The sequence below is a fragment of the Bradyrhizobium sp. SZCCHNPS1003 genome (genome assembly GCF_032381555.1).
Taxonomy (GTDB): domain Bacteria; phylum Pseudomonadota; class Alphaproteobacteria; order Rhizobiales; family Xanthobacteraceae; genus Bradyrhizobium.
On record NZ_JAUHIU010000026.1, the window covers coordinates 1 to 26,643 of the forward strand.

Annotated in this window: 21 protein-coding genes; 7 read left to right on the forward strand and 14 right to left on the reverse strand. The window is 67.2% G+C overall.

The genetic code is table 11. The features are described from left to right. Nucleotides 1–443 precede the first annotated feature (443 nt). Together QX126_RS30660 and QX126_RS30665 are read left to right on the forward strand one after the other, a co-directional pair. On the forward strand, nucleotides 444–2,381 hold the full coding sequence (locus tag QX126_RS30660) for a hypothetical protein (protein WP_315785990.1): 1,938 nt from the start codon (nucleotides 444–446) through the stop codon (nucleotides 2,379–2,381). A 127-nt stretch (nucleotides 2,382–2,508) separates the two neighbouring features. Next, a complete protein-coding gene (locus QX126_RS30665) occupies nucleotides 2,509–4,083 on the forward strand; it encodes a hypothetical protein (protein ID WP_409999134.1) in 1,575 nt (524 codons plus the stop codon). A 1-nt stretch (nucleotide 4,084) separates the two neighbouring features. On the opposite strand, the gene QX126_RS30670 is transcribed toward QX126_RS30665, so the two are convergent. The 3 genes from QX126_RS30670 to QX126_RS30680 form a co-directional block, all read right to left on the reverse strand. Next, nucleotides 4,085–5,293, reverse strand: coding sequence for a CoA transferase (locus QX126_RS30670; protein ID WP_315785993.1), 1,209 nt, complete (start codon nucleotides 5,291–5,293; stop codon nucleotides 4,085–4,087). 252 nt (nucleotides 5,294–5,545) lie between these two features. Next, the gene (locus QX126_RS30675; RefSeq protein WP_315734280.1) at nucleotides 5,546–5,746 is read right to left on the reverse strand and encodes a cold-shock protein; all 201 of its coding nucleotides are present in this window, start codon (nucleotides 5,744–5,746) and stop codon (nucleotides 5,546–5,548) included. Nucleotides 5,747–5,999: 253 nt separating this feature from the next. Further along, a complete protein-coding gene (locus QX126_RS30680; RefSeq protein WP_315785995.1) occupies nucleotides 6,000–7,727 on the reverse strand; it encodes an adenylate/guanylate cyclase domain-containing protein in 1,728 nt (575 codons plus the stop codon). Between the two features lie 184 nt (nucleotides 7,728–7,911). On the opposite strand from QX126_RS30680, the gene QX126_RS30685 reads away from it, so the two are divergent. Continuing rightward, on the forward strand, nucleotides 7,912–9,459 hold the full coding sequence (locus QX126_RS30685; protein ID WP_315785999.1) for a glycosyltransferase family 39 protein: 1,548 nt from the start codon (nucleotides 7,912–7,914) through the stop codon (nucleotides 9,457–9,459). Nucleotides 9,460–9,462: 3 nt separating this feature from the next. On the opposite strand, the gene QX126_RS30690 is transcribed toward QX126_RS30685, so the two are convergent. Further along, the gene (locus QX126_RS30690; protein WP_315786002.1) at nucleotides 9,463–10,491 is read right to left on the reverse strand and encodes a TIGR01620 family protein; all 1,029 of its coding nucleotides are present in this window, start codon (nucleotides 10,489–10,491) and stop codon (nucleotides 9,463–9,465) included. Beyond that, on the reverse strand, nucleotides 10,488–11,951 hold the full coding sequence (locus QX126_RS30695) for a YcjX family protein (protein ID WP_315786005.1): 1,464 nt from the start codon (nucleotides 11,949–11,951) through the stop codon (nucleotides 10,488–10,490). The genes QX126_RS30690 and QX126_RS30695 overlap by 4 nt, the downstream gene beginning before the upstream one ends. Before the next feature lie 191 nt (nucleotides 11,952–12,142). Between QX126_RS30695 and trhA the strand changes: the two genes are divergently transcribed. Together trhA and QX126_RS30705 are read left to right on the forward strand one after the other, a co-directional pair. Then, entirely contained in the window at nucleotides 12,143–12,838 is a 696-nt protein-coding gene (trhA, locus tag QX126_RS30700; RefSeq protein WP_315786007.1) for a PAQR family membrane homeostasis protein TrhA, read from the forward strand. A 24-nt stretch (nucleotides 12,839–12,862) separates the two neighbouring features. Beyond that, the gene (locus QX126_RS30705) at nucleotides 12,863–13,654 is read left to right on the forward strand and encodes an SDR family oxidoreductase (RefSeq protein WP_315775368.1); all 792 of its coding nucleotides are present in this window, start codon (nucleotides 12,863–12,865) and stop codon (nucleotides 13,652–13,654) included. Nucleotides 13,655–14,440: 786 nt separating this feature from the next. On the opposite strand, the gene QX126_RS30710 is transcribed toward QX126_RS30705, so the two are convergent. Beyond that, the gene (locus QX126_RS30710) at nucleotides 14,441–14,914 is read right to left on the reverse strand and encodes a MarR family winged helix-turn-helix transcriptional regulator (protein WP_315734268.1); all 474 of its coding nucleotides are present in this window, start codon (nucleotides 14,912–14,914) and stop codon (nucleotides 14,441–14,443) included. A gap of 86 nt (nucleotides 14,915–15,000) precedes the next feature. Here QX126_RS30710 and QX126_RS30715 point away from each other — a divergent pair, with 86 nt between their 5' ends. Next, nucleotides 15,001–15,798, forward strand: a complete 798-nt coding sequence (locus QX126_RS30715; RefSeq protein ID WP_315786009.1) for an SDR family NAD(P)-dependent oxidoreductase — start codon at nucleotides 15,001–15,003, stop codon at nucleotides 15,796–15,798. 422 nt (nucleotides 15,799–16,220) lie between these two features. Then, entirely contained in the window at nucleotides 16,221–17,921 is a 1,701-nt protein-coding gene (locus QX126_RS30720) for an outer membrane beta-barrel protein (RefSeq protein WP_315771779.1), read from the forward strand. Nucleotides 17,922–18,349: 428 nt separating this feature from the next. On the opposite strand, the gene QX126_RS30725 is transcribed toward QX126_RS30720, so the two are convergent. The 8 genes from QX126_RS30725 to QX126_RS30760 form a co-directional block, all read right to left on the reverse strand. Next, nucleotides 18,350–20,143: a hypothetical protein gene (locus tag QX126_RS30725; protein WP_315786011.1), complete on the reverse strand. Its 1,794-nt coding sequence runs from the start codon at nucleotides 20,141–20,143 to the stop codon at nucleotides 18,350–18,352. 4 nt (nucleotides 20,144–20,147) lie between these two features. Further along, nucleotides 20,148–20,438: a hypothetical protein gene (locus QX126_RS30730; RefSeq protein ID WP_315775366.1), complete on the reverse strand. Its 291-nt coding sequence runs from the start codon at nucleotides 20,436–20,438 to the stop codon at nucleotides 20,148–20,150. 33 nt (nucleotides 20,439–20,471) lie between these two features. Next, a complete protein-coding gene (gene mdlC / locus QX126_RS30735) occupies nucleotides 20,472–22,094 on the reverse strand; it encodes a benzoylformate decarboxylase (protein ID WP_315786012.1) in 1,623 nt (540 codons plus the stop codon). Nucleotides 22,095–22,203: 109 nt separating this feature from the next. Continuing rightward, the gene (locus QX126_RS30740; RefSeq protein ID WP_315786014.1) at nucleotides 22,204–23,052 is read right to left on the reverse strand and encodes a MaoC family dehydratase N-terminal domain-containing protein; all 849 of its coding nucleotides are present in this window, start codon (nucleotides 23,050–23,052) and stop codon (nucleotides 22,204–22,206) included. Nucleotides 23,053–23,054: 2 nt separating this feature from the next. Then, complete coding sequence (locus QX126_RS30745; protein ID WP_315786015.1) at nucleotides 23,055–24,167, reverse strand: CaiB/BaiF CoA-transferase family protein; 1,113 nt, start codon at nucleotides 24,165–24,167, stop codon at nucleotides 23,055–23,057. Between the two features lie 9 nt (nucleotides 24,168–24,176). After that, complete coding sequence (locus tag QX126_RS30750; RefSeq protein WP_315786018.1) at nucleotides 24,177–25,343, reverse strand: acyl-CoA dehydrogenase family protein; 1,167 nt, start codon at nucleotides 25,341–25,343, stop codon at nucleotides 24,177–24,179. Between the two features lie 162 nt (nucleotides 25,344–25,505). Next, nucleotides 25,506–26,087: a thiamine pyrophosphate-dependent enzyme gene (locus QX126_RS30755; RefSeq protein WP_315786021.1), complete on the reverse strand. Its 582-nt coding sequence runs from the start codon at nucleotides 26,085–26,087 to the stop codon at nucleotides 25,506–25,508. Further along, entirely contained in the window at nucleotides 26,087–26,632 is a 546-nt protein-coding gene (locus QX126_RS30760) for a thiamine pyrophosphate-binding protein (RefSeq protein ID WP_315786024.1), read from the reverse strand. Before QX126_RS30760 ends, QX126_RS30755 begins: the two co-directional genes overlap by 1 nt. Between the last annotated feature and the right edge of the window lie 11 nt (nucleotides 26,633–26,643).

Here is a 26,643-nt window from a genome sequence, read left to right on the forward strand (position 1 = left end):
GAGGGCCGGATGGTTCGGAAATCCAATCCTAACCCTTCTTGACCACCCGCCGCCCCATAGGATCTGTGGTGACTGCCCCATGCAATCTTTCCGCACGGGTGCCACGGGTGCCAGTCGGCACCCGGCCTTCCCTGCGCCCACCGACTAATGAGGAGGGAATGATCGTCAAAGCTGGGGCGCAATCGCGCCGCGAGAGCGGCTCCGTTCGTCTCCGCGTCGACCGCGCTGCGCCGCGGGCCGATCGAGCCTGCTGCCACCGGGCGATGCCGCCCAGAGCTGAATATTCGGGCACCGCCCGCCACATCTGCTCCACTTTATCGGCGCAAATCCGCCCAGTATGAATCCCTAAAACTCAGGTAAGCCTTCCAAAAGTAAGATTTTGGCAATCAATCGAACGCTAACTAAGGTTACCAAGTGCTCAACGTCATGCGGAGACTCTGAACGTGAGCGACCAAAAGCCCGAACGGGCCAGCCTTGGCGTGGCCGATACGACTGGCATGGCCAGTGCGAGTGTCGACCTGATGCCGAAGACATCCGCGTTCCCCGATGCAGTCGACCTGGCCGTGCCTGCGATCGCGACCGTCGCCCCGCCCATGATCGCGCCGGATCACGAAGCGCCTGCGGCTGACCGTCCGGGCATCGACCCCAAGGCGGCGATCGTGGAAGCGGTGACCGCGCCCGAGCCGCAGGCCGAGGCCAACAAGTCTGAGATCAAGACCGAGATGACGGCCGATACCGAGATCGGGACGATCAGCGTCAAGCCGGTCAAGCCCGAACAGGTCAAGGTCGAAGCCCTTACGGCCGAGCCGGAAAAGATCGAGCCCGCCAAGATCCAAGCGGCGAAGCCGGAGCGAGCCAAACCAGAGCCCGCGCGGCTCGACCTGGTCAAGTCCGACAAGGGCAAATCCGACAAGGTCAAGCCCGAGCTGACCAAGGCCCAGGCGGCGGGGGGCAACCTTGCGGCGATGGGCAAAGTCGAAGCCGCAGCGAGCTCGAGTGCTGCGAAATCTCCCTCGACGATCCTGGATCTGATCAGGACGGAGCCGGTCAAGTCGGAGCCGATCAAGACGGCTGCGGCCGGTGAGCTCCTCAAGGTCGAGACACCGAAGCTGTCGATGCTCGCGGCCAATGCGCCGAAAGTCGGCCCGATGGCGGCGGCTGCGCCGAAGCCGGAGACGGCCATCAAGCCGGACGCGCCGATCAAGTCCGTGGCTGCCACCAAGACGGAAGCTGTCGTCCGGCCAGAGCCGGCTGCCAAGTCGGAGACTGTTGCCAGGCCCGAGACTGTCGCCAAGTCGGAGGCCAAGTCGGAGCCCGTTGCCAAGCAGGCATCCGCGGCCAAACCCGAGGTGTCCGCGACGCGCCCGGTCACGCCAGTCCAGGCGGATGCCGGACCGGCGACCAAGGCGGGTGCTTTTGCCGCGGTCGACAAGGCCGCGGCCTGGGCCAAAGCGAAGTTCAAGACCGAGCCCTTCAAGTTCGATGCAACGTCCAAGTCGGCGTCCGCTGCCGCAACGGCGGCCAGCGCGACCGGTACCGGAGCGGCGCTGCCGCCTCCGCAGCCGGGCCAGGCCCCGCGGCCGCATGGCGTGAACGGCAGGCTCGGCCTTCCGGCCATGGCCGCGATCCTGCTGCTGTCGATGATTGTCGGCGGCGTTGCCGGTGGTCTGGTCACGGCCAAGTTCGTCACGCGCTCCGGCGGCGGTGACGTGGCCGATGCGGCGGCAGGCGAGGCTACAGACTCCACGCTTGGCGCGACCGTGGCGCGGATCGACAATGATGTCGCCGCGCTGAAGGCGAGCCTCGACCAGACCAATCAGACCAGCCTCGTCGAGCTCAACAAGTCCGCCGAGCGTCTCGACCGGCTCGAGAAGATCCTGGGTGACCTGTCGACGAAATCGTCGGCCAAGCCGAGCGAGCTGCAGCGTCTGAGCGAGGCCGTGGACCGGCTGCGCGCCGCGCAGGCTTCCGCGACCGCGCAGGCCCCCGCGCGAGACAGCGCCGCGTCCGTGCCGCAGGCGGTGGGCGCGATCAATGCGGCGGCGCCGCCCGCGGGCGTGGCGAGCCGGGCCGACGCGGCCAGGACCACCGAGGCAGCCAGGACCGAAGCAGCAAGGGCAGAGGCGAGCCGGGCCGAGCCGGCGAGGGCGGAGACCGCTCGCCCCGAGCCGAACCGCACGGAGGCCACCAAACCCAAGGTCGTCGAGGGCTGGGTGCTGCGCGACGTCGGTCGTGGTGGCGCGCTGATCGAGGGCCGCGGTGGCCTCTACGAGGTCTATGCCGGCGATCCCGTGCCGGGCCTCGGCAAGGTCGACGCGATCCGCAAGCAGGACGGTCGCTGGGTGGTCGTCACCACCAAGGGGCTTGTCGTCGCGCGCTGACGGACCATCTGTTTTTGGAGACAAATCTGACGAGGCGCCTCACCGCGACGTGAGGCGCCTCGTCGCACAATTGTCCGAAGCCGCCCGCCTTTCGGCTATCTTCGAGGACTAGCAGGCCCTCAATTGCATGTTCGTGGAAGCGAGGAGGCGCGTCTTGCGACTGTCGGTATTCGGCCTTGTCATGCTGTGCTGCGGCCAGCTCGCTCATGCGGACGAGAGCCCGCCGGTCGAGCGCGGCGCCGCGATCCTCGAGCCGTTCGCGCTGCGTGAGCTCGACAACGGCGCGTTCGGCCTCGGGAAGATGCTTGCGCGCGCGAGCGATGCGCCGCTGACCGACGCGGCATTGTTTGCGCTGCCGTCGATGATTCCCGTGCGCAAGGCGCTCGACACGGAGTTCGACCGCTACGTCGACAAGCACAAGACGACGTTGCCGAACGAGAGCATCGGCGTCGGCACGTCCTACGCGTTCCAGCTGTTCGACCGCACCGTGCTCGATTCGTCCGATGCCCGCTTCGTGCTGGCCGGCGTCGTCAATCGCATGGATCGCGCCTTCGTCGATCCCGACCATTGCGGCGAGGTGCGGCTGCTGTACCGCCTGACGCGGACCACGCCGCCCGAGGCCAAAGATGGCGAGGTCGCCTCGCCGCGGCTGCCGATGACGCTCAACATCGTGCTCAAGGCGCGCAGCGATGCGGAGGCCAAGAACAATTCGCCGAGCTGTGCCGAGATCGCCAAGCGCTGGCTGGCGATGTCCGATCTGCAACTGACCGGCCCGGAGCTTGCCGCGAAGCTGACGGCGCCGGACGGTCCGCTGGCGCTGATCAGGCCGGAGAACATCCACCGCATCGAGACCAACCTGCAGATCGCGCATGCGCCGAAATCGGCGATCCGCGATTTCCGCACCGACTACATGATGAAGGTGTTCGACTATCAGGCCGCGAGCGGGACGTTCGAGGAGGCGGTGCTGGAGGATCAGGTCGATCGCGACCGGCTGCTGGCGGATGCCGCGCTGGCGCGCGAGTTCAAGGCCTGGCTGCTCGACCCGGTCCATCTCGGCGAGCTCGACCGCGGCACCGCGGTGATCCCCCAGCAGTTCCTGGCCAAGGTTGCGGTGGCGCCGACCCCGGTCGGATTCGTCAATTCCGATCTGCTGCCGGCCTACGGGCTGGTGCAGGGGAGCGCGGCCGGGCAGGGCGCGGTGTTCACCGAGGCCGACGTGGTCGGTGCGCTGGAGAAGGCGGCCGCGCAGGGCATCGTGCTGCATAACATCCGGTCGGTCGCGGGCTTCGAGCGCCGCCTCAACGATTCGAGCTGCGGCGGCTGCCATCAGACCCGCGGCATCGGCGGCTTTCACTTTCCCGGCGTCGACTGGATGGCGGAGAAGCCGTCCAACACCGTCGTGGTGCCGGGCTCGCCGCACTTCTTCGGCGACCAGGTCCGCCGGCGCGACATCCTCAACGCCTTTGCCGAGGGGCGGACTCCGGATTTCTCGCGCGGCTTCGCCAGCCGCCCGCAATTGCGCGGCAGCGATGAGCTCGTCGGCACGGTCTACAACGACGGCTGGGGCGGGCATTGCTACGCGAGCCACGCCGCGGCCGCGGACAATGACAAGAGCTTCTCGACCTGGACCTGCGCCGCGAACCTGTCCTGTCAGACCGGCCCGGCGACGCGGTTCGGCATGTGCTTCATCGCGACCCGCTAGCTCAGGCCACCGCGCCGCGCGCGCGCAGGTCGCGGATGGTCTCGTCGTCGAAGCCGGCGCTGCGCAGGATCTCGTCGCTGTGTTGGCCTATGCCGGGCGGCTTGCGCGGGGTGACCTTGCGCTGGCCGTCGATGAAGATCGGGCTGTTGACCGTCAGCATGGTGTCGTTCTCGAACGGCACCAGCACCTCGTTCTCGATCATCTGCCTGTCGTTTGGAATGTCGTCGAGAATGCCGACCACCCCGAACACGAGCCCGCTGCCGTCGAGGATCCGGCGCCATTCGGCCAGCGGCCTGGTCGCGAACACCGCGTCGAACTCGTGGATCAGCTCGACCGAGCGGGCGTGGCGATCGGCCTTGGTGACGAAGCGCGGATCATCGATCAGCTCCTCCCGGCCGAGGCAGCGGGCGAGGATCGGCCACTGCTTCTCCTCATTGAGGAGCGACAGCATGATCCAGCGGCCGTCCTGGCACTTGTAATGATTGGCGACCGCGTTCAGCGCGCGTTCGCGTGGCCGCCGCTCGACGAAGGTCGCGCCGCAAAGCTTGGCCTGAGCAAGCACGGAGGCCGCCCAGACCCCGTTCGCCATCAGGTTGGAGGCGACATGGCTGCCCTTGCCGGTCTTCTCGCGCTGGTAAAGCGCCGTGACGATCGCGCCATAGAACGCCATCGCGCAGGGGTGGTCGCCCATCCCGGCGACGGAGCGGGCGGGTGTCGTGCTCTCGTCGGCGCGGACCAGGTCCATCAGTCCGGAGCGCGCCCAATAGGCATTGCTGTCGAAGCCGGGCTTGTCGGCTTCCTCGCCCTTCTCGCCATACCCGGTGAACGACGCATAGATCAGCCGCGGATTGAGCGGCGCCAGCTTTTCGTGGGTGAGGCCGAGCTTGGCGCGGACCGACGGCGGGAAGTTGGTGATGAAGACATCGGCTTCACTCACCAGCCGCTGCAGCACGGCTTGAGCTTCGGATTTCGAAAGATCGAGCGCGAGGCTCCGCTTGTTGCGGGCTTCGAGATACCACGCGTAGTTATGCTCGCTGCGCGGATAGCCCGGCAGGTTCGGCAGGTTGCGGTAGGGATCGCCGGCGCCGGGCGGCTCGATCTTGATGACGTCAGCGCCGAAATCGGAAAGAACGGTGGCGGCTGCAGGGGCTGCGATGAAGCTCGCGCAGTCCAGCACCTTCAGGCCATCGAAAATGCCCTTGTCGTCCATGATGCCTCGCTCCCGTCGCTTGTTTCCGCGCGCTGGAATTCTGCTGACGGCGCGGTTCGAGGCGCATTTGACCCAGGTCGGGCGAGCGAGGCAATGGCGGGGAGGGAGCCGAAATTACAAACAAACGTAAAGATGTGATCAGGAGCGGGCACCGCTCCTGTCTATTTCGACGTGTCGACAATCATGCTGGCTTGGTGAGGGAAACGATCGCGCCGAAAAGCCGCGAGGCGGAATGGCGCGCCAATTGGTCCACTACACTTTCAGGTTCTCGGCCGAACTCCTGCCGCGGTTGGCGATCTCGTCGTACTCGATCGTCTGGCCCTCGTTGAGGGTCGTCAGCCCGGCCTTCTGCACTGCGGAGATGTGAACGAAAATGTCCTTGCCCCCGGCCGCGGGCTGGATGAAGCCATAGCCCTTGGTCGGGTTGAACCACTTGACCGTACCTTTAGCCATACGTCGCCTCCGCGGGACCAATCCGAGTACGAGCCGGCGGTCCCCGCAAACCGTCAGGCCCGGAATTCAAGACTACTGCGGTTGCGACAGGCGTGATAGCGCAAACAGCGGGCGGTTTTGGCCCGAAATGATCGATATCGTGGCGGCTTTGCGGCTTTTGACCGCAGCGCCACCGTTCCGCCAGTCACCGCGGACCCGCTGCAACCGTTCTCGGTATGACAGCGCAGGCTGCAAACAGGTTCAACGCAACGCGTCATGCAGCGGCCCCCTCGTCCGAGAGCATCGCGAGTTCGGCGGCATCCATGGCCGTCCTGACGCGCATCGGCTCGGCGCGGCCGCGAATCTCGACCTCGCGCTGCGACAGCACGTCGGAGGCGAGTCGCGCCCGCGCGTAGACCTCGTCCGAGATGATCACCTGGCAGCCGAGGGTCTTCGTCATGTCCTGCAGTCGTGATGCGACGTTGACGGCGTCGCCCAGCGCGGTGAACACCATGTGGTCGCGATAGCCGATCTCGCCGACGATCACCTCGCCGCCGTGAATGCCGATGCCGAAGCGGATCGGCTCATGCAGATCATGGCTGAGGAACGCGTTCAGCTCGGCGATGTTGGCCGCGATGTCACGCGCCGCCTGGATCGCCTGGCCGCAGGCGACATGTGAATCGGCGGCTAGTCCGAACAGCGCGAGCATACCGTCGCCGACGAACTGATTGGGCTGCCCGCCATTCGCGAGCACGGCCTGGGAGACGGCGCTGAGGAAGCGGTTGACGATGAACACCACGTCGAACGGCAGCCGTTTCTCAGCGAGGCCGGTCGATCCGCGCATGTCGACGAACAGGCTGACGAGGTAGCGCTCCTGCCCGATTCCGGCACGCGAGCTGCCGCGCTCGCCGGGTGTCGGGTTCGGCATGAACAGTTGAAAGAATGAGAGATCGTCAGTGGGGCGCAACTGACAGGCCAGCCTGACCGACGGGTCCGCCGCGCCGATCTGCGCGAGCACGAAGGCCTCGCGAGGCGAGGGGGGCGGCAGCGCGCCGGGATCTCCGATCACCCTGATGCGGCAGGTCGAGCAGCGCGCGCGGCCGCCGCACATGCTGGCATGCGGTACGTTGTTGCGCAGACTGGCCTCGAGCACGGACAAACCCTTTGGCACCCGGATGGAGCGGCCATTGTTGTAGGACAGCGTGACCATGCCGCCACGTCGCTCATGGACCGCTCGCACGCCGCGCGCGGCGAGCGCCAAGCCGATCAGGCCGCCATAGCCGACCAGAAAGCCGTTCATGATGGTCTCCAGCACCGCCTGTTCAGATGGCGTGCCGGTCTGCTTCAATGAAAGATTTTCGGCACGCCACTGCGGTGTTGCGTTGGCGGCGATGACGTCTCGGCCTCCACGGTAGAAGCCGAGCAGCGCCAGCGCCGGGAGCAGCACGGCGCAGGCGAGCAGCCACGGCGCCGCGCGCTTGTAGAACGGCTTGAGCCGTAGCCAGAAATGCAGCCCGATGCAGCCATGCGCCCATGACGTCAGCAGGGCTGCCGACATCAACCAGATCCGCCAGGACGGGCCGGTCCAATACGAGTACAGGACCTGCGGGTACAGCTTCTCCTGTCCGTACAGGGTCTGCCCGATGCGGACGCCGGCGATGTGGCTGAAGATCAGCGCCGGAATGCTCAGGCCGAGCAGCAGTTGCAGCGGCTCCATCGTGCTGCGGCTGAATTGCCGGCGCTGATAAAGCGCCCACACGCCGAGCCCGCCATGGGTAACAACGGCCGCATAGAACAGCACGGCGATCGGAAGAAACTGCCAGAACGCCACGTGATAGGACACGCCCTCCGCGAGCGCCTGCAGCGAGATATTGCCGAGCGCATGGTTGAGAAAATGACTGAGCAGGTAGCTGAAGAGTATGAAGCCGCAGATCAGCCGCACCTGCCGCACACCGATGCCGCGACAGGCGGACTGCAAACGATGGTAAATCGAAATGGTCATGTGGTCCGTATGATCTGGAGCGGCAATGCTAGAGATTTATTCCCTGTTGTCCTAGAGGGCTGGTGACGGCGGTCATCCGGCGGCGCGAGCTGTGCGCGGGAACGTTGACTCGCCCGGCGGAGTCGGGGAAAAGCACCGCGTGACGGCCATTTCCCCAGGCATCGACAGCCCAGAGTCTCGGTCCATGCGCGCTGCGTGGCTGATGGCTGCGGCCGTGATCGCGAGCATGACGATCATCCGCATCGTCTATGCCGGGACGCTCGATCTGCGCACCGACGAGGCCTATTACTGGACCTGGTCGAAGGAGCTGCAGCTCTGCTTCCTCGATCATCCGCCCATGATCGCCTGGTTCATCCGGCTGGGCACTGCCCTGTTCGGCGATACCAATCTCGGTGTTCGCTTTGCCGGCATCCTCGCGATGGCGGTGACGCAGCTCCTGCTCGCCGACATCGTTCGCCGTACCACTCACGATATGCGGGCCGTGATCCTCGCGGTGCTGCTGCCCGAGGCGGCGCTCTACTATGGCCTGCTGATGGCCAAGGTGGCGCCGGATGTCGCGGCGATCCCGTTTGCGCTCGCGATGATCTGGGCGCTGGTGCGCCTCGCCGAGAGCGACGATGGCCGCTGGTGGCTCGCGGCCGGCCTGTTCGGTGGACTGGCGCTGTTGTCCAAATTCACGGTGGTCATGCTGCTGCCGGGCGTGGCGGCGTTCCTGCTCGTTCCGGCCTGGCGCAGCCGTTGGCTTCTCAGTCCCTATCCATGGTGCGGGGCGCTGATCGCGCTCGCCGTGTTCTCGCCGGTGCTGATCTGGAACGTTCAGCACGACTGGGCCTCGTTCCGCTTCCAGTTCGTTCGCGCCACGGCGCCGCATGATTTTTCGTTGCGGACGCTGGGCGATTACATCGGACTGCAGTTCGGACAGGTCGGCTTCGTCCTGCTGCCGGTCACGCTGTCGGCGCTGAGTTTCACGGCCTGGCGAGGCTATCGCACGCGTGAGCCGGTCGCGATCCTGTTGTCGACGGCGGTGCTGGTGCCGTTTCTCTACTTCCTCTGGAAATCGTTTACCTTGCGGATCGGCGACACCTGGCCGATGTTCATGTGGCCGATCGGATTTGCGGCGGTCGCGATCAACATCGTCAAGCTGACGCAGGATGGCGCATCCGCCTGGTTCGTCCGATCGACCGTGCGCTGGGCGCGCATCGCCGTCGTCAGCGGCATTGCCATGGTGGTCCTGATCTTCCTCTACTACGTCGCAGCGCCCTGGAATTTCCTCGGACGAGCCGATCCGATCGGCGCCGAGGCGGGCTATCAGCAGGTTGCGGCGCGCGTTGAGCAGGAACTGGCAAACACCGGCGCCACCTGGATCGCAACCTCCGACTACCGCACCTACGCAATGATGCGGTGGTTCTTCAGAGGCCGCGTGCCGGTGGTCCAGATCAACGAGCGTGCCCGCTTCATCGGCTTCCGTGATCCCGGCATGGACCTGATCGCAGGACATGCCGGCCTCTATGTCGTGCGCGAGCCGGACAATGCCGGCCCGCTGCTGGCGGACACGACCGCGCACCGCGAGCCGCTCGGACATGTCGAGCGGAGCTGGCGCGGCCACGTCATGGACACTTACGCGTTCGGCAAGCTGACGGGCTGGACGCCGGAGCTGGCGCCGCCACCGGACTCGCCATTGTACCCATGGCGCTGGCTCGCCGGTGACCCCGATCACACGCCGCGGGCTTGAGCTTCATGCCTGGTCCTCCTGCTTGCGCAGGAGATCCTTGGCGAGATCGGCCAGCGCCGGCCGCGGCAGCGCGGCGAACGGCATCGGCCGCGTCACGTCGATGGCCGCGAGGCCGAGCCGCGCGGTGAGAAGGCCGTTGAGCACGCCTTCGCCGAGCCGCTGCGACAGTTTTGCCGCGATGCCATGCCCCAGCACCTGCTGGATCAGGCTGTCGCTCGCGGCCATGCCGCCGGTGATGGCGAGATGCGCGACGACGTGGCGCAACAGGCTGATCATGCCGAGCGCGCCGGGACGGCCGCCATAGAGCCGCGCGAGTTGCCGGATCATCCGCAAGCTTGCCACGAATACGAACAGCACGTCGATCAGCGCGCGCGGACTGACCGCCGTGACCACAGAGACCCGTTGCGCCGCGACCGACACCAGCCGCCGTGCCTCGATGTCGAGCGGCGCCATCAGCTCGCGCTCGGCGAGCTTGATCATGTCACCGCCGTCGATGATGTCGTCGGCGTGGCCGGCAAGCGCGGCACGCGGACGCGCCAGCCGGGGATTGGCATGTGCGATCCGCAGCAGCTCGGCGACCACCTCGCGGCTCTCGGCGCGATCGTCGGACAGCAGCACCGCGGCCGCGCGCTGATGCAGCTTCTCGATGGTGGCGAGACGCACCAGCCCGTAGGTTTCGCGGGCAGTGACGGCCGCCAACGCGATCGCGGCTGCGGCCGCGAACCCCGCGCCGACATAGCCGAGGGCCTCGCTGCGGGCGAACAGATCCTCGATCAGTCTGACGACGCCGAGGCCGAGTCCGAGCAGGACGAGGCCGGCGACCGAGCCCCAAAAAAGCGCGCCCCAGCCGAAGCCGCGCCGCGCCGGCAGGACGGTCTCGACCGGCACCGGCAATTGCGCCGGATCGGCCTCCGGCGTGATCTGGATGGTGCCGCGGCCCGGCCGGGTGGCCTCTTCGGCATCGACCACGACGACGTCGGGATCGTCGAGCCGGAAGGTCTGGGGACGACGTGGCTTGGCGCGTTCGCTCATTGCAGCCGGTCTCCGATCAGGAACTGAAGGGCGCGGTCCATGCGGATATGGGGCAAAGCGGGCTCGGCGCCAGCATCTGGGGTCAGCAAAGGCGGGCGGAAGCGAAGAAAGCGGAAATCGGTCCCGTCGGCGGCGGCGCTCGACAGGCCGCGATAGGCGCCCCCCTTGAACAGCTCCTCCGGATCGGCCGGCAGCTCGCCCGGAAAAGTGGCGACCTCGGTGTTGCCGTCGAAGATCTCGCCATTGGCGCTCTCGCCGGCGGCGGGGGTGCCGAGCAGCGAGGGGAGCTTGTCGCGGCCGCGGGCGACCAGCGCCTCGCGCGTCGCCCTGACCGCGGCCAGCGCCACGACGTCGATCGCAGCGCCCGTGCTCTCGGCGCGCGCGACGGCATGGTTGACGGCACGCCGCAGCACCGCTTCGAGCCGGTCGTGGCTGGTGTGATGCAGATGGTCGGCCTTGGTCGCCGCGAACAGGATGCGGTCGATGCGCGGCCGGAACAGCGCCGTCAGCATGTTTCCGCGCCCGACGCGGAAGCAATCGAGAATGCCGGTCAGCGCGGCTTCGAGATCATGCAGCGCCTCGGGGCCGGCATTGAACGCCGCCAGCGCGTCGACCAGCACGATCTGGCGGTCGAGCCGGGCGAAGTGGTCGCGGAAGAACGGCCGCACCACGATGTCCTTGTAGGACTCGTAGCGCCGCGCCATCATCGCCCACAGCGATCCGCTCGGCGCCTGGCCTTCGGCCGGCACGTCGAGGGGCGCGAAGGTGAGCGCCGGCGAGCCCGCGAGATTGCCCGGCATCAGGAAGCGGCCGGGCGGCAGCAGGCTCATGGCGAAGCGCTCGTCGCGGCAGGTGCGCAGATATTCGGTGAACAGCCGCGCCGCCTCCAGCGTCGCCGGCTCGTCCTCCAGGCCTTCGGGGGCGAGCGTCGCCAGATGCGCGTGCCAGTCCTTGGCGACATGCGCGCGCGGCTCGCTGCGCGACAGCGCGAGGCTTTCTTGCGCCCACTGCTCATAGCTCTTGTTCAGCAGCGGCAGGTCGAGCAGCCATTCGCCGGGATAGTCGACGATGTCGAGCGTGAGCGTCCGCTCGGCGCCGTTGGCGCGCTGGAATTCGATCACCAGCCTGAGCTCGCTGATGTCGACGGTCGAACTCGGCCAGCGCCGCTCGGCGACCAGCGCCCGCAAATGACTCTCATAGGCAAAGCGCGGCACGCCGTCGTCGGGTTGCGGCGTCAGATTGGCGCGGGCGATGCGGCCCGATGCCAAGGCCTCGAACACCGGCATGCGCCCGCCGCGAACGAGGTCATGGATCAGCGCGGTGATGAACACGGTCTTGCCGGCCCGTGACAGCCCGGTGACGCCGAGGCGGATGGTCGGGTTGAGGAAGCTCTCGCCATAATCGAGCAGGGCACGGGCCGAGAGCCGCGCTTCCTCGACGAGTTCGGAAAAGGTCACCATGGGAGGAGGGGGAATTCGCAGTTGAAAAGGGCGTGAGCGATTTTTGACAGGTGGCGATGCAAAACGCCGGATTCAAGCTCACAATTCCGGCCCGTTTCCGGATAGAACCAGACTTTGAACGGAACGTTGACCACTGGAAACCATAATCCTTCCGGCACAATTGTCCCGGAAAACCGGCACCAGGTTCTGACATGACCGTATTTCAACTGAAGCAGTTCGCCTCGACCTCCGTCCATGCCGCCACCGGCGCAATGCGCAGGAACTACGACAGGGTCGAGATGATCGCGGACGGCGTCGTCCACGTCGTCGGCATCGCCGCCGGGCTGGTCGCCGCAACCGTGCTCGTCGTGCTGACCTCGATCTATGCCAGCGCCGTCGACATCGTGGTGGTGTCGATCTACGTCGCGGGACTGCTCTCGATGCTGACGCTGTCGGCAACCTATAATCTGTGGCCGGTGTCGCCGACCAAATGGGTGCTGCGCCGCTTCGACCACTCCGCCATCTACGTGCTGATCGCAGCCACCTATACGCCGTTCATCGCCGCCCTGAAGGATACGGTATTCTCGGCCGCGCTGCTGCTCGGTGTCTGGGGCGTCGCCATCTTCGGCATCGTGCTGAAGCTGCGTTGGCCCGGGCGCTTCGATGCGCTCTCGATCGGCCTGTATCTCGCGCTCGGCTGGAGCGGCGTGATGATGTACGACCGGGTGATCTCGGTGATGCCGGCCTCGGTCCTGGCCTGCGTGCTCACCGGCGGCATCCTCTACAGCCTCGGCGTCATCTTCCACTCGTGGCGGCGCTTGCGCTTCCAGAACGCGATCTGGCATGGTTTCGTGTTGCTGGGCGCCGGCTTTCACTATACCGCGGTGCTCGATCTGGTCTTGACCTAGAAAATTCCACGAGGAGGGCTTTGCATGCAGGTGACCGGCAAGATTGTTGTGGTCACCGGCGGAGCCCGCGGCATCGGCAAGGCGCTGTGCGAGGCCTTTGCGAAGGCCGGTGCCGCCAAGGTGATCGTGGCCGATCTCGACGAAGCCGGAGCCAAGGCCGTCGCTGATGGCATCGGCGGCGCAGCCTTCAGATGCGACGTCTCCCAGGAAGCCGACATCCGGCACGTGATCGAGGAGACCGAGCGGCAGTTCGGACCCATTGCGCTGTTCTGCTCCAATGCCGGCATCGGCGGCGGCTTCGACCCGTTGTCGGTGAATGCCGGCGGCACCTCCGACGAGCCGTGGGCGCGCAGTTGGGCCATCCACGTGATGGCTCATGTCTATGCGGCGCGGCATCTGATCCCGCGCTACAAGGCGCGCGGCGGCGGCTATTTCCTCAACACGATCTCGGCGGCCGGCCTGTTGTCGCAGGTCGGCAGCGCGCCTTACTCCACCACCAAGCATGCCGCGGTGGGATTTGCCGAGAACCTCGCGATCTCGCACAAGGCTGACAACATCAAGGTCTCGATCCTGTGTCCGCAGGGCGTCGACACCGACATGCTGCGCGCGATCCCGAAGGGCCCGCAATCCGGCGACGGCGATCTGACGCCGGAGCAGGTCGCGCAGGACGTGCTGAAGGGCCTTGCCGAGGAGAGCTTCCTGATCCTGCCGCATCCGCAGGTGCTCGGCTACATGCGCAAGAAGACCGAGAACTACGACCGCTGGCTCGGCGGCATGGCCAAGATCCAGGCGAAGGTGCGCGAGGAATTTAAGTAGGTCCAAGGGGAGAGGGCGCATTCACTTGCACCGCGTATAAGCTTGCGAATTTTAAGCGTGTAGGGTGGGCAAAGGCGCGCGGGCGATACTGTGTGCATCATGCCGCGCTCCCTCGCGCGCCGTGCCCACCATTTGCTCCGCGTGCGGAGATCGACGGTGGGCACGCGACCGCCCTGCGGGCGGCTGCTTTGCCCACCCTACGGCAGTGTCGCTCAGGCTCGCCCGATTCACATCTCAAACAGCTTCTGACACGACCTTACGGCCTCGCGGCGGATCACGCCCGAGTGGTTCGGTCGACACGACCCTCCAACACATGGGAGGGCGCAGGGAATGCCGGGTGAAGGCCTCACCCATGGCCCGCCTGCAGCAAAAAATGCAGGCGGCAGGTACCACAGGTGCAGCCGATCACCGGCATTCCCTGCGCGATGGTCTTCACGCTTATACGCAGTCTCCCTGGTGCGCCGGGCTGTTGGCCACCATTGTCCGCGCGGCGCATCAGCGCCATCGCGAACGTAACACCAGCATCGGGGTGTCAGGACGCTGCGACTTCACGTCCGCGGCCACGCCGTTCGTCCGCGTAGCAAGCTACGCTGCGGCATGGCCACGGCCATCGCATCCCGCCTCGCGTGTCGTGACGATCGCGCGCAACGCCCCTCCGTGGTGAGGCGGGATGCGCGGAAAGATCGTCCTGATTTGCCCGACGACGCAAGGCCGCATGCTGCGGCATTTCAACACGACGGGCAGTTTCGTCATGGTGCGTATGCGCAATCTGCCCGTCGGGCGCGCTCATGGCTCCGACGGCTGCATGTCCTGCTCTGCCGCGCGCCAGGCTTCGAGCGCGCGGGCGTACAGCAACAGGCCCTCGCACACCGTGCGCTGCTCGGCTTTCGACAGCGACGACAGGGCGCCGCGAACCTGTTGGCGGCCGAAGGCGTGCAACGTGCCGAGCGTCTTCCGTCCCTTCGCGGTGAGGCAGAGCGGCTTGATGCGGGCGTCGCCGGAATCGATTGTCTCCTGCAACTCGCCGCTGTCGATCAGCTTGCGGACCATGCGGCTGATGCTGGATTTCTCGAGATGCAGGATCGTGCCGAGCTGCATCGCGGTCAGCGGGCCGCGCAGGCCGATCTCCAGGATGGTGTGGACCGCCGACGGCGGAAGGTCGGTGGCGGCCAGCGTCGATTCCATGAAGCCGAGCTCGCGCACCATTAGGCGCGAGGCGGCGCGGATGTCGTCGACGAGCGTGAGATCGGGATCCGGCATCTTGACTCCTGCCATATAGTTGTATCATACAACAAATAGCCGATGCAACGTGGCATCGACGACGCCATATCGCCGGAGGGTCGGAGATGGGTGATACGCAGCTCACGGCCGAGGCACGCTTGACCGCGGCGTCGCGCATGCAGGGGCAGGTCTGCCTCGTCACCGGGGGCGGCTCCGGCATCGGCCGCGCCGCCGCCTTGAAGCTCGCCGCCGACGGCGCGGAGGCGGTCGTCGTCGCCGGGCGGCGCGAGGCCCAGCTGGCCGATACGGCGGCACGATGCCGGGCGCTCGGGGCCGAGGCCCTCGCGGTGAAAGCCGACGTCACGCGCGAGGACGATGTGGCGAGCCTGGTACAGGCAGTGCTGGAGCGCTACGGCCGGCTGGATGCGGCCTTCAACAATGCCGGTGTCCAGGAGCGCCGGGCGCCGATCGAGCAGCAGGGCAACGGCGTCTATGCGGACGTGTTCGACGCCAATGTGCGCTCGGTGTTTCTGTGCCTGCGCGCGCAGTTGCCGATCATGTATGCGCGCGGCCGGGGACGCATCGTGATCAACGCCTCCGTCAGCGGCGTGCGCAATCCGAATGCGGGGCTTGCGCTCTATTCGGCCTCGAAAGCCGCCGTCATTTCGCTGACGCGATCGGCCGCGATGGAGGCGGCACCGCGCGGCGTCCGGATCAACGCGATTGCGCCCGGACGTGTCGTCACCGACATGATGCTGCGCGCCGGTGTCGGCGACGTCGCGACCGTCGCCGCCGGCCTGCCGCTGCGCCGGATGGGGCAGCCTGAGGACATCGCCGAGGCCGTGCTGTGGTTGTTGTCGGACGCGTCGTCCTACGTCGTCGGCCACGTTCTGGCGGCCGATGGCGGCTTCTTGGCTTCCTGAACGGCGGCAACGGCGCAAGACCCGCGATCGCCGAAGCCGGTCTCGGGCGAATGATCGTCGAAACGACATCATGCCGAAGTCCGAATTTCGCCGACTTTGGCGAAGCCGCGCAACGATCGTCCTCGTTTCAACTAATTAGTGCTGTCTGCGAACGCGGAGATGCCGCGGCGCCGCTTCGCGGCGGTTCATTGCGAACACCTCTCAATCTCGCCTGAAATCGTCCCAGCTCGGCAAAACTTCCGCCGACGTTTGCCGGCTATCTGCAAGGCAAGGGGAGCTCGTCGCGAGCATGCGCTGCGTAATCGTTGCGGCGGCGCCCCGACCTGACGTCGTCGCGTGATATTGGCATACTCTCCGGCATTGCTTTGCAGGCTCATTCACGACAAAAGACCGGCGCGTTCGCGGTGCGGACCAAGCGGCTCATGGTGACGCGATCCCACCGCGGGGTCACGCTCGCGCTCGTCGAGGTGCTGCTCTTGACCGTGATGGTGGTGGATGCCGCGTCCGGACAGCAGACCATCAAGGCCAAGCCGACGGACGTCGTCCCGGGACGCGCCGATCGGCTGTTCTTCCGTCACGTGACGGCGCGCAGCATCTACTACAACGTTCCGCGGATCACCAACGACAGCCGGACGCTGATGATGCGCCAGGACCCGCGTGGCGTGAGCGCATTGTTGCGTCCGGTGCGGGAGGCCGGCGCGCCGTCGCTGGCCGCGCCAGGCAAGCCCGGCGCTCCGGTCGGCAGCTTCGGATTTGGATTCGCGGCGGTTCAGCCAGCCCGTGGCGCGCGCGTGGCCACGGCCGAGTCGGCGCGAGACGCTCAACGCGCCGCGCCGCAACCGGCCGCACGGCAGATCGCGGCAAAGCCCGCTGCAGCCGCCGGGGCGCCGCCGGCCAAGCCGGACGAGACCGTGGCAGCCGCCCAGCCCGCGGCCGTGCTGCGCAACCGCGACGTTCTTCCCGATCGCAATCTGAACACGGTGAAGCCGCAACCGGTGACCGCCGATGCGAAGCCCTACGATCCGACGGGGATGACGGTCGGGTCGTTCCTGGTGAAGCCGGCCGTCGAGATCCAGGCCGGCTATGACACCAATCCCACCCGGCGAAACGGCGGGCAGGGCTCGCCGGTCGCAATCGTGGCAACGGAGGTCGCGGTCCGCTCACAGTGGGAGCGGCATCAGCTCAACGCGGATTTCCGCGGCGCCTACACCGAGGACACCAACGTCCGCTCCATCAGCCATCCGACCTTCGAGGCGCGGGCGCAAGGGCGTTACGACGTCACCGAGGGCACGGCCGTCACCGGCGAGGCGCGTTTCGTCAACGACGCCTTGACGCTTCCGGGCGCGCTCAAGCTGCCGCGGGCCACCAGCTTCGGCGGCAGCGCCGGCGTGCTGCAGAAGATCGGTCCGACCGAGATCGCGTTCAAGGGATCGGCGGACCGGGTCGTCTTCAACGATGCTGTCATCACGGCCAACGTGCCGCTGCGGACGCAGGACCGCAACTACACCCAGCCGGGCGCGCAGGTCCGCGTCACCTATGTGCTGACGCCGAACATCTCGCCGTTCGTCGACATGAGCTTCGATCGGCGCAACCACGATCTGCAGGTCGACTTCAACGGCCAGCGCCGCGATTCCAGCGGCATCACCGCGCGTGGCGGCGCCGTCGTCAACATGGGATCGCTGACCGGCGAAGCCTCGGTCGGCTATCTCACGCGCCGCATGGACTCGCCGCTGATGCCTAACGTCAGCGGCGTGATCGCGGATGCGACGCTCGCATGGGCCGCGACCGACACCACGACCTTCGTGCTGGTGGCGCGCTCGCAGGCCTCGGAGACGCCGGCGATGAACGTCTCGGGCATCCTGTCCCGCGACGTGATCCTGCAGATGGATCATCAGTTCGAGCCGTGGCTGATCGGAACGCTGCGCGGCGGCTACGGCCAGGATCAGTTCGTCGGCATCGGCCGCGTCGACCAGCGCATGTTCGTCGCCGCCGGCGGCACCTACAAGATGAACCGCAACGTTCAGCTGAAGAGCGAGGTCCGCACCGAATGGACCCGCTCCAACATCGCGCTCAACAATTTCATGGCGGTGGTCGGCGTCGTCGGCGTGCGTGTCCAGTACTGAGCGTGTGATGGGGGCCGTTTGGCTGACCGTCGCCGCCAACATCACCGCCGACCCGCAGGGCTATTGCAGATGGCCTTCCCATGGCGGCGCCCTCCGGGCCTCATGGTTCTCAGGGCGATGCAGAGCATCGCCTGAACGCGCCGAAGAGCGGCGCTCCTTACCATGAGGTCTGGCTCCGATACCGGCGCTCGAAGGATGGCCGCGACATGATCGCTCGGTCGCGCACAAAAAAAGCCCCGCAGGGGGGCGGGGCTCAAGGCATGGCATGCCGGGCGGTGGGGGGGGACCGGGGCGCGTCTCACGCGGCGGGGTGAGGTCAGGTCGCTGACGCGTGCGCCGTCCCCGATCGGTTCGGCATGTGGCTGGTGATGGTCTTGTTGTTATGAGCGGGTCCGCGCTGCCGGTCGGCGACGCGGACCGCAATCGCGTTACTGCTCGAGCGCGGCCAGCGCAGCGTTGCCGATCTGCTGCGCCTCGGCCCAGGCGGCCTGGGTCGCCTGCTGAGCGGCGGTGTAGCCGGCCTGGATCTGCTGTTGAGCCGCCGCGCGCAGCGCCCCCTCCTGCTGCTCGCCGGTTTCGCGCGCCTGGGTCAGGGCCTGGTTGTCGGCGTTCAGCGTCGCATTGGCCTGGTTGAAGGCGTTGGCGGTGGTCTGCGCCTTGGCCTGGGCCGCCGCCAGCGCGGCCTGGTTGGCCGCGTTGTTGGCGCGCTCGAGGACCTCGGCGGCCTCCTGCGCATCCTGCTTGGCCTGCTGTGCCGCCTGACGCGCCTGCTCCAGGGCCTGCCGGTCGGCATTCACCTTCTGCTCGGCCGCTTCCACCGTCGCATCGATCGTGCCGATCTTCTGGTTCAGCGCGGCCTCGACCGTCTTCTGGTTCTGGGTCGCAGCCGCCTGCGCGGCCTGGGTCTTCTGCTGGGCGACCGCGCGGGCCTGCTCGCCGGTCTTCAACGCCGCCTGCAGCGCGGCCTGCTCGGCGGCTTCCTGGGCCGCCTGGTTCTGCTGGTTGCTGTTATTGTTGTTGTTGCCGCCGTTGCCGGCCGCCGCTCCGCCATTGTTGGCATTGCCGCCATTGTTGGCGTTGCCACCATTGTTGGCGTTTCCGGCGGCTTGGCCGGCCTGCTGGGCCGCCTTCGCGGCGGCCTCGGCGGTCTCGCGCGCCGTGTCCTTGGCGGCGTTGGCGGCTTCCTTGGCCTCGTTGGAGACGTCGATGTCCTTGTCGAGCTTCTGGAAGGCGCTCTGCAGCGCGGCCGAGGCGGCCGTCAGCTTCGCGGCGTTCGCAGCCGCCGCGGCCTGGTTGGCCGCGGTCGGGTTCTTCTCGGCCTGCTCCTGGGCCTCGATCGCGGCGCCTCGTGCGTTCTGCTCGGCCTGACGTGCGACATCGATCGCCTTGCGGTCGGCGGCGACCTGCGCCTCGGCGGCGGCGGCGGTCTGCGCGGCGGCCGCGGCCGCCGCGTTGGCCTTGGCGACGGCATCGGTGCTGCTCGACGCCGCGGCAGCCGCCTTGGCCGGGGTTGCTGCGGCGGCAGGCGTGGCGGTGGCCTTTGCGAGGGCGACAGTGGTGGTTGCCGTCGCTGCGGCAGCCGCGGCCGGCTTGGCAGCGCTCGTGCTCGTGCCCGTGGTGGTCGCGGTTGCAGTCTTGGCCGTGCCGGTCGTCGTCGTTGCCGCGGTGGCGGCCGCGGCGGGCTTGGCTGTGCTGGCCGCCGTAGTGGTGGCCGCGACGGGCTTGGCCGCGGTGCTGGCCGTTGCAACCGTGGCCGTCGGGGTTGCGGCGGCGGTCTTGGCTGCCGTGCTCGCTGCGGTGGCGGCTGCCGTTGCTGCGGCCGTGGTGGCCGCCTTGGCGGCGGCGCTGGTCGCGGCCTTTGCGGCGGCGTTGGCGGCGGCCTTTGAAGCGGCGTCGGCTGCGGCCTTGGCGGCGGCGTTGGTTGCAGCCTTTGCAGCGGCGTTAGCTGCCGCCTTTGCAGCGGCATCGCTCGCCGCCTTCGCCGCCGCCTTGGCAGCGGCGTCCTGCGCCGCCTTGGCCGCGGCCTTCGCCGCCGCATCCTGCGCCGCCTTCGCGGCGGCGTTGGTGGTGGCCGAAGTGGCAAGGGCGGTGGTCATGGCCTGCGCATGGGCCCGATGCGGCAGCGCCGTCATCGTCAGGGCGGTCATCAGGGCCAGCACGCTGACATGGCGATAGAGATCGGTCCTCGACGCCGCGGTTTGAAGGTTCTTCTTGTCCGCCATCAGCTCAACTCCCTTGGTACGCTGGATTGGATGATGGAACCTTTTGAAAATGATTTTGGCTTGCAGCATGGTCGGACCTTGCAAGCAGCAAGGCGTCCGCCTGCAAGCTGACGGCAGGATTTCGCGATGTTTGCGGCGAGCCGGCCGCGACGAGATGGCGCAGGGGAACAGAAAGCTTTTGAAACAAGCGGTTGCCGTCGGTACGCCGGTTGCATGGTTGCGGCGGGCCGATGAGCATTTCGCGGCGAGCCATGCTGCCGCCATTGAAGATGCGACGCATTGTCGCATATGTCATGATTGACAAGTCGTCCGCTGTGCGAACGTCGGATCAGCCCTTCCGGGCGTAGAGCAGCGGGACCGCGGCGTCGACCATCACCTCGACGAGGCTCGTGCCGGCATGTGCGAGGGCTCGCGTCAGCGCACTGGCGAGCTCGGCGGCATTGCTCACGCGCACTGCATCGCAGCCCATGCCTTCCGCGAGCTTGACGAAATCGAGGCCGGGCAGCTCGAGCCCAGGCACGTTGCGCACCTGCATGACCTGGCTGAACGAGCGCATCGCGCCATAGCCGGAATTGTTGATGACGACGACCGTCAGCGGCAGCCTGCGCTGCGTGGCGGTCCACAGCGCCTGCAGCGAATACATCGCCGAGCCGTCGCCGATCAGGCACACCGTGCGGCCCGCGGTGCGCCCCAGCGCCAAGCCGACCGCCGCCGGCAGGCTGTAGCCGAGTCCGCCGCTCGCCATCGTGTAGAACGAATCCGCGCCGGGCATCGGCATGTACTTGTGCATCAGCGGCCGATGCGAGGGGATCTCCTCGACCACGGCGCTGCCCGCCGGAAGCGCCTGCGCCAGCGTATGCAGGAGATAGTCGACCGGGATCGGATCGGCCGGCTTCGGCGCGGCCGGCAGCACGCGGCCCTTCGGCGCCGCGCGCCTGGTCTCCGGCAGCAACGCCAGCAACACCTCCAGCGCCGGCCGCATGGTGGCAATGATGCTGGTGCCGATCGGCGGCACGGCCGCGCCTTCGGCATCGTCGGTGATCTGATAGAGCGTGGTGGCGCCGTCGAAGATGGCGGCATGGCCCTCGACATGGAAGGTGAACACCGGGGCGCCGAACACGACGACGAGGTCGTGCGGCTTCAGGGCGTCGGACAATTGTCCGGGTGAGGCGTGCAGAAAGCCCTGGAATTGCGGATGGCGCTCTGGGAACGCGCAGCGCGCCGAGAACGGGCTGACCCAGACCGCGGCCTTGGCCTTCTCGGCGACCTCGACCATCAGTTCGACGCAGCCGGCGCGGTCGATGCCGGGGCCGACCACGAGCGCGGGATTCTTCGCGGCGGCAAGTGCGCTCACCAGTTCGTCCATGGCGGCGCGATCGGGGCCGAGCTCGCGGCTCACCTTGCGGGCGGTGATCGGCTGCGCCGGATGCATCCAGTCGTCGATCGGGATCGAGACGAAGGTCGGCCCGCACGGCGGCTGCATCGCGGTGTAGTAGGCGCGGGCGATCGCGCCCGGCACGTCCTCGGGCCGCGCCGGCTCGACGCTGTATTTGACGTAAGGGCGCGGGAATTCGGACGGGCGTTCGGCATAGAGAAAGGCCTGCAGCGGCAGGATCGCGCGCGCCTGCTGGCCGGCGGTGATCACCAGCGGCGTCTGGTTGCGATGCGCGGTGTAGATGTTGCCGAGCGCGTTGCCGACGCCGGCCGCCGAATGCAGATTGACGAAGCCGGCATTGCGCGTCGCCTGGGCATAGCCGTCGGCCATGCCGACCACCGAGGCCTCCTGCAGGCCGAGCACGTAGTCGATGTCGTCGGGCCAGTCGCTGAGGAAGGGCAGCTCGGTCGAGCCGGGATTGCCGAAGACTTTTTTGATGCCGAACGCGCGCAGCAGTTCGAACGTGGCCTGCTTGACGGTGACGGGTTTGGTTGTTGTTCTTGTGGTTTTTGGCACGGCGTTTCCTCGAATGACCGTCATTGCGAGGAGCGAAGCGACGAAGCAATCCAGAGTCGCGGGTGGAACTCTGGATTGCGTCGCTTCGCTCGCATTGACGAGACCGACTTCACCAATTCGCCGTGCCCTTCATCGTCGGCTGGCGCTCGGCGTTGGCGGTCCACAGCTCCAGGCCGCCATCCTTGTCATTCGCATTCACCGAGAACGCGCTGCCCTCGAACAAAGGCTGCACGCCGCGATAGGCGAACTTGGCCGGCGGCTTGCCCTTGAGCCTAGCGGCGAACTCGACCAGCAGCGCGGCCTGCAAAGGTCCGTGGAAGATCAGGCCCGGATAGCCTTCGACCCTGGTGACGTAGTCGCGGTCGTAATGGATGCGATGGCCGTTGAAGGTCAGGGCGGAATAGCGAAACAGCAGCACGGCATCGGAGATACGCGTCTCGCTGTGCTGCGCGACCGGCGGAGGCGGCGGCGCTTTTGCCGGCGCAGCCTGCGCCCCGCCCATGTCGCGATAGACGATGTCCTGGCGCTCGCGGATCGCGACACCGCGCGGCGTGGTCACGACGTGCTCGACGGCGACGAAGCAGAGCTGGCCGGTCGAACCGCTCTTAAGGGTGACGTCTGAGATCGTCGAGACGCGGGTGGCGACATCGCCGACGCGCAAGGGATCGATGAACTGCACCTCGCCGCCCGCCCACATGCGGCGCGGCAAGGGTACCGGCGGCAGGAAGCCGCCGCGGGTGGGATGGCCGTCGGGGCCGAGCTGATCGTGCGGAAACACGGGCTGGCCCAGGCACCAATGCACCGTGTAGGGCGCGATGTCGCCGGTTGTCGGCTCGCCGATGTCCTGGAACAGCGTCGCGCGCAGGCCCTTGGTGAGCTGCGCGGTGACGATGTCGGTCGCCTCGGCGCTGCGGCCGACCCATTGCCGGAGATGGTCGAGATCGAGCGTGTCCGTCATGATCATCCCTTGCGCTGATGGGGCGAAGCGGCCTCGCCGATCGCGGGCACGGCGCCGTAATGCCTGTCCTCGCCGACCACGATCGCCGCCGGCGCGGGATAGCTGACGACGCCGTTCGGCGTGTCCACCTCGATGCGCCGCAGATGCGGATGGACCGCGAGATCCACCATGCTGTTGACCTCGGCGAAGGCGATGTCGGCCGCGGCGAGCTTGCCCAGCAGCTCATCGCGCGACAGCGCCGCGAAGCGCTCCGCGACGATGCCATCGGTGAGGCTGCGGTTGCGGACGCGTTCGACCATGTTGGCGAAGCGCGGGTCGTCGGGCAGGGCCGGCTGGTCCAGCACCTTGGCGCACAGCGTCTTCCACTCGCGCTCGCTCTGGATCGAGATCAGGATGTCCTTGCCGTCTTTCGAGGTGAACACGCCATAGGGCGCGATCGAGGGATGGGCGAGGCCGATGCGCTTCGGCGCGTTGCCGGCTTCCGCGTTGAGCAGGGGCACCGTGAGCCAGTCGGCCATCACGTCGAACATCGAGATCCTGATATCGGCGCCCTCATTGGTGCGGCCGCGCCTGATCAGCGCCTCCAGGATCGCGGCATGCGCCGTCGCGCCGGTCGCGACGTCGACGATCGACATGCCGACCCGCGACGGACCGTCGGGGCCGCCGGTGATCGAGGCCAGTCCGCTCTCGGCCTGGATCAGCAGGTCATAGGCCTTGCGGTCGGCATAGGGACCGGAGTCGCCGTAGCCGGTGATGGTGCAGCAGATCAGCTTCGGATAGTCCTGGCGCAGCCGCTCGCGGGCGAAGCCCATTCTGTCCATCGAGCCGGGCTTGAGGTTCTGCAAGAGAACGTCGGCGCCGGCGATCAGCTTCTCCAGCTCGGCGCGACCTTCCGGTTTTGAAAGGTCGACGATGACGGAGTCCTTGCCGCGGTTGAGCCAGACGAAGTAGCTGCTCTGGCCCTTGGCGGCGGCGTCGTAGCCTCGGGCGAAATCGCCCTCGGGCCGTTCGATCTTGATGACATGGGCGCCGGCATCGGCGAGGCGCGACGAGCAGAACGGCGCGGCCACCGCCTGCTCGACGGCGACGACAATGATCCCTTCAAGCGGCAGCATGGCAGGACCTCAATACGACCTGGGCATGCCGAGCACGTGCTCGGCGACGTAGGACAGGATGAGGTTGGTCGAGATCGGCGCCACCTGATACAGCCGCGTCTCGCGGAATTTGCGCTCCACGTCGTATTCCTCGGCGAAGCCGAAGCCGCCATGGGTCTGGATGCAGGCATTGGCCGCCTCGAACGACGCATCGGCCGCCAGCATCTTGGCCATATTGGCCTCGGCGCCGCAATCGAGCCCCGCCTCGTATTTGCGGGTCGCTTCCTTGACCATCAGCTCGGCCGCGCGCATCGACGCATAGGCCTTGGCGATCGGGAACTGGATGCCCTGGTTCTGGCCGATCGGGCGGCCGAACACGACGCGCTCCTTGGCATAGGCGGTGGCCTTGGCGATGAACCATTTGGCATCGCCGACGCATTCGGCCGCGATCAGGATGCGCTCGGCGTTCATGCCGGAGAGGATGTAGCGGAAGCCCTTGCCTTCCTCGCCGATCAGGTTCTCCGCCGGCACCCGCATGTCGGTGAAGAAGACTTCCGTCGTGGCGTGGTTCATCATGGTCCGGATGGGGCGGATGGCGAGCCCGGCCTTCTTGGCCTCGCGCATGTCGACGATGAAGACGGAGAGACCGTCGGTGCGCTTCTGCGCCTGGTCCTTCGGCGTGGTGCGCGCCAGCAGGATCATCAGGTCGGAATATTCGGCGCGGCTGGTCCAGATCTTCTGGCCGTTGACGACGTAGCTGTCGCCGTCGCGCCTGGCGAAGGTCTTCAGCGACGATGTGTCGGTGCCTGACGTCGGCTCGGTGACGCCGAACGCCTGCAGCCGCAATTCGCCGCTCGCGACTTTTGGCAGCCACTTGGCCTTCTGCTCGGCATTGCCATGACGCAGTACCGTGCCCATCGTGTACATCTGGGCATGGCAGCCGCCGCCATTGCAGCCGGCGCGCTGGATCTCCTCGAGGATCGCCGCCGCGGCCGACAGCTTCAATCCGGCGCCGCCATATTCCTCGGGGATCAGCACGGAGAGATAGCCGGCCTGTGTCAGCGCATCCACGAAGGCGGACGGGTAGGCCATCTCGCGATCGAGCTTGCGCCAATACTCACCGGGGAACTGGGCGCAGAGCTTTGCCACCGCGTCGCGGATGTCGGCATAATCGTCGTGCGGATGGTGTTCGGTCATGCGCTGCTCCGCGGACCGCTGTCGCGCGGCCCCGCGGTCTCCCTATGCTTGTTCGTCATAGCCTATGACGAAGCATGCCAGCCTTGGCAAGCAGGGAATGACCACGCCGCGCGCGTCCGGCCCCGCCACAGCGGCATGGCGCGCCCGCGCCGCGATGGCGTTCTAGCTGACGGGAAATCCGAGATGGCCGCGAAAGCGGTTCTTCAGGAAAACGCCGTCGCGCGGCGGCAACGCGCGGTCGACATGATCGGTCGAGATCGTCACGCGGGCGAAATGCGGACCCTGCCGATCGCGCAGCTTCGGCCGGAAGGCGTCGAGTGCGGCACGCGTTTCGATCGTGCTCACCGAGGGAAAGCCGGCGCCCGCGGCAATCAGCTCCAGCTTCGCGCCGAGCCCGGAATGACTCATCTGCATCCCGGTCTCGCCGAAATGGGCGTTGTCGAGCACGACGATCGAGAGGTTCTTCGGCTGCTTCGCCGCCGAGGTCGCGAGGCTGCCGAGCCCCATCAGTTGCTCGCCATCGCCGGTGATCACGACGACCGGCCGCGACGGCTGCGCCAGCGCAAGGCCAAGGCCGATCATGACGGCGCCGCCCATTGCGCCCCAGAGATAGAAGTTCGCCGGATGATCGCCGGCGGCGAACACGTCGTAGGAAGACGAGCCGAGACCGCTGACGACCAGCAGGTCGCCGCGGTCAGCGAGCAGGGCCGTCACCGCGGCGCGACGATCGAGCGGTGCGCTCATCACTTGCTCTCCGTCCATTTCTTGGCGCCGATCATGCGCTGGGAGATCAGCACCGCGATCGGCTGGTCGCTGTCGAACGCGAGCCTCGCTGCAGCGGCCGCCATCTCGCCGGCGTCCTCGGGACGCCCGAGCCGGAACACCGTGACGCCCATGATCTCGAAAGCCGCCTGCGTCGCTTTGCCCATCGGCACCTGCCACGGATTGAACTCGGCCCATTCGCCGCGCATGGTCACGAAGCTGAGGAACGGGAAGCGGCAGCTCGCCAGCAGCGACAGCATGTTGACGCAATTGCCGACGCCGCTCGACTGCATCAGGAGCACTGCGCGCTGGCCGCCGAGCCAGGCGCCGGCGGAGAGCGCGATACCTTCCTCCTCGGTGGTGAGGACCGTGGTGGCGATCGCGGGATCGTCATGGGCGAGGCTGATCAGGCGGGAATGGCCGGCATCGGGGACGTAGCAGAGCTGCCGGACGTCAGCCGCCTTCAGTGCCTGGTAGATGGCGAGCGGCCAGTCGGGGCTGGGGCTTGGTGTATCGGAAGCGGCCATGGCGTCCTGTG

Bases quoted from the DNA above. Each gene is read 5' to 3' on its own strand.
- QX126_RS30690 (WP_315786002.1), bottom strand. From the start codon at position 10,491: ATGAGCGAACGCGCCAAGCCACGTCGTCCCCAGACCTTCCGGCTCGAC.
- QX126_RS30720 (WP_315771779.1), top strand. From the start codon at position 16,221: ATGGTGACGCGATCCCACCGCGGGGTCACGCTCGCGCTCGTCGAGGTG.
- QX126_RS30710 (WP_315734268.1), bottom strand. From the start codon at position 14,914: ATGCCGGATCCCGATCTCACGCTCGTCGACGACATCCGCGCCGCCTCG.
- trhA (WP_315786007.1), top strand. From the start codon at position 12,143: ATGACCGTATTTCAACTGAAGCAGTTCGCCTCGACCTCCGTCCATGCC.
- QX126_RS30685 (WP_315785999.1), top strand. From the start codon at position 7,912: ATGCGCGCTGCGTGGCTGATGGCTGCGGCCGTGATCGCGAGCATGACG.
- QX126_RS30665 (WP_409999134.1), top strand. From the start codon at position 2,509: ATGTTCGTGGAAGCGAGGAGGCGCGTCTTGCGACTGTCGGTATTCGGC.
- QX126_RS30715 (WP_315786009.1), top strand. From the start codon at position 15,001: ATGGGTGATACGCAGCTCACGGCCGAGGCACGCTTGACCGCGGCGTCG.
- QX126_RS30750 (WP_315786018.1), bottom strand. From the start codon at position 25,343: ATGACCGAACACCATCCGCACGACGATTATGCCGACATCCGCGACGCG.
- QX126_RS30695 (WP_315786005.1), bottom strand. From the start codon at position 11,951: ATGGTGACCTTTTCCGAACTCGTCGAGGAAGCGCGGCTCTCGGCCCGT.
- QX126_RS30670 (WP_315785993.1), bottom strand. From the start codon at position 5,293: ATGGACGACAAGGGCATTTTCGATGGCCTGAAGGTGCTGGACTGCGCG.
- QX126_RS30730 (WP_315775366.1), bottom strand. From the start codon at position 20,438: ATGACATATGCGACAATGCGTCGCATCTTCAATGGCGGCAGCATGGCT.
- QX126_RS30725 (WP_315786011.1), bottom strand. From the start codon at position 20,143: ATGGCGGACAAGAAGAACCTTCAAACCGCGGCGTCGAGGACCGATCTC.
- QX126_RS30755 (WP_315786021.1), bottom strand. From the start codon at position 26,087: ATGAGCGCACCGCTCGATCGTCGCGCCGCGGTGACGGCCCTGCTCGCT.
- QX126_RS30745 (WP_315786015.1), bottom strand. From the start codon at position 24,167: ATGCTGCCGCTTGAAGGGATCATTGTCGTCGCCGTCGAGCAGGCGGTG.
- QX126_RS30675 (WP_315734280.1), bottom strand. From the start codon at position 5,746: ATGGCTAAAGGTACGGTCAAGTGGTTCAACCCGACCAAGGGCTATGGC.
- QX126_RS30680 (WP_315785995.1), bottom strand. From the start codon at position 7,727: ATGACCATTTCGATTTACCATCGTTTGCAGTCCGCCTGTCGCGGCATC.
- QX126_RS30740 (WP_315786014.1), bottom strand. From the start codon at position 23,052: ATGACGGACACGCTCGATCTCGACCATCTCCGGCAATGGGTCGGCCGC.
- QX126_RS30760 (WP_315786024.1), bottom strand. From the start codon at position 26,632: ATGGCCGCTTCCGATACACCAAGCCCCAGCCCCGACTGGCCGCTCGCC.
- QX126_RS30705 (WP_315775368.1), top strand. From the start codon at position 12,863: ATGCAGGTGACCGGCAAGATTGTTGTGGTCACCGGCGGAGCCCGCGGC.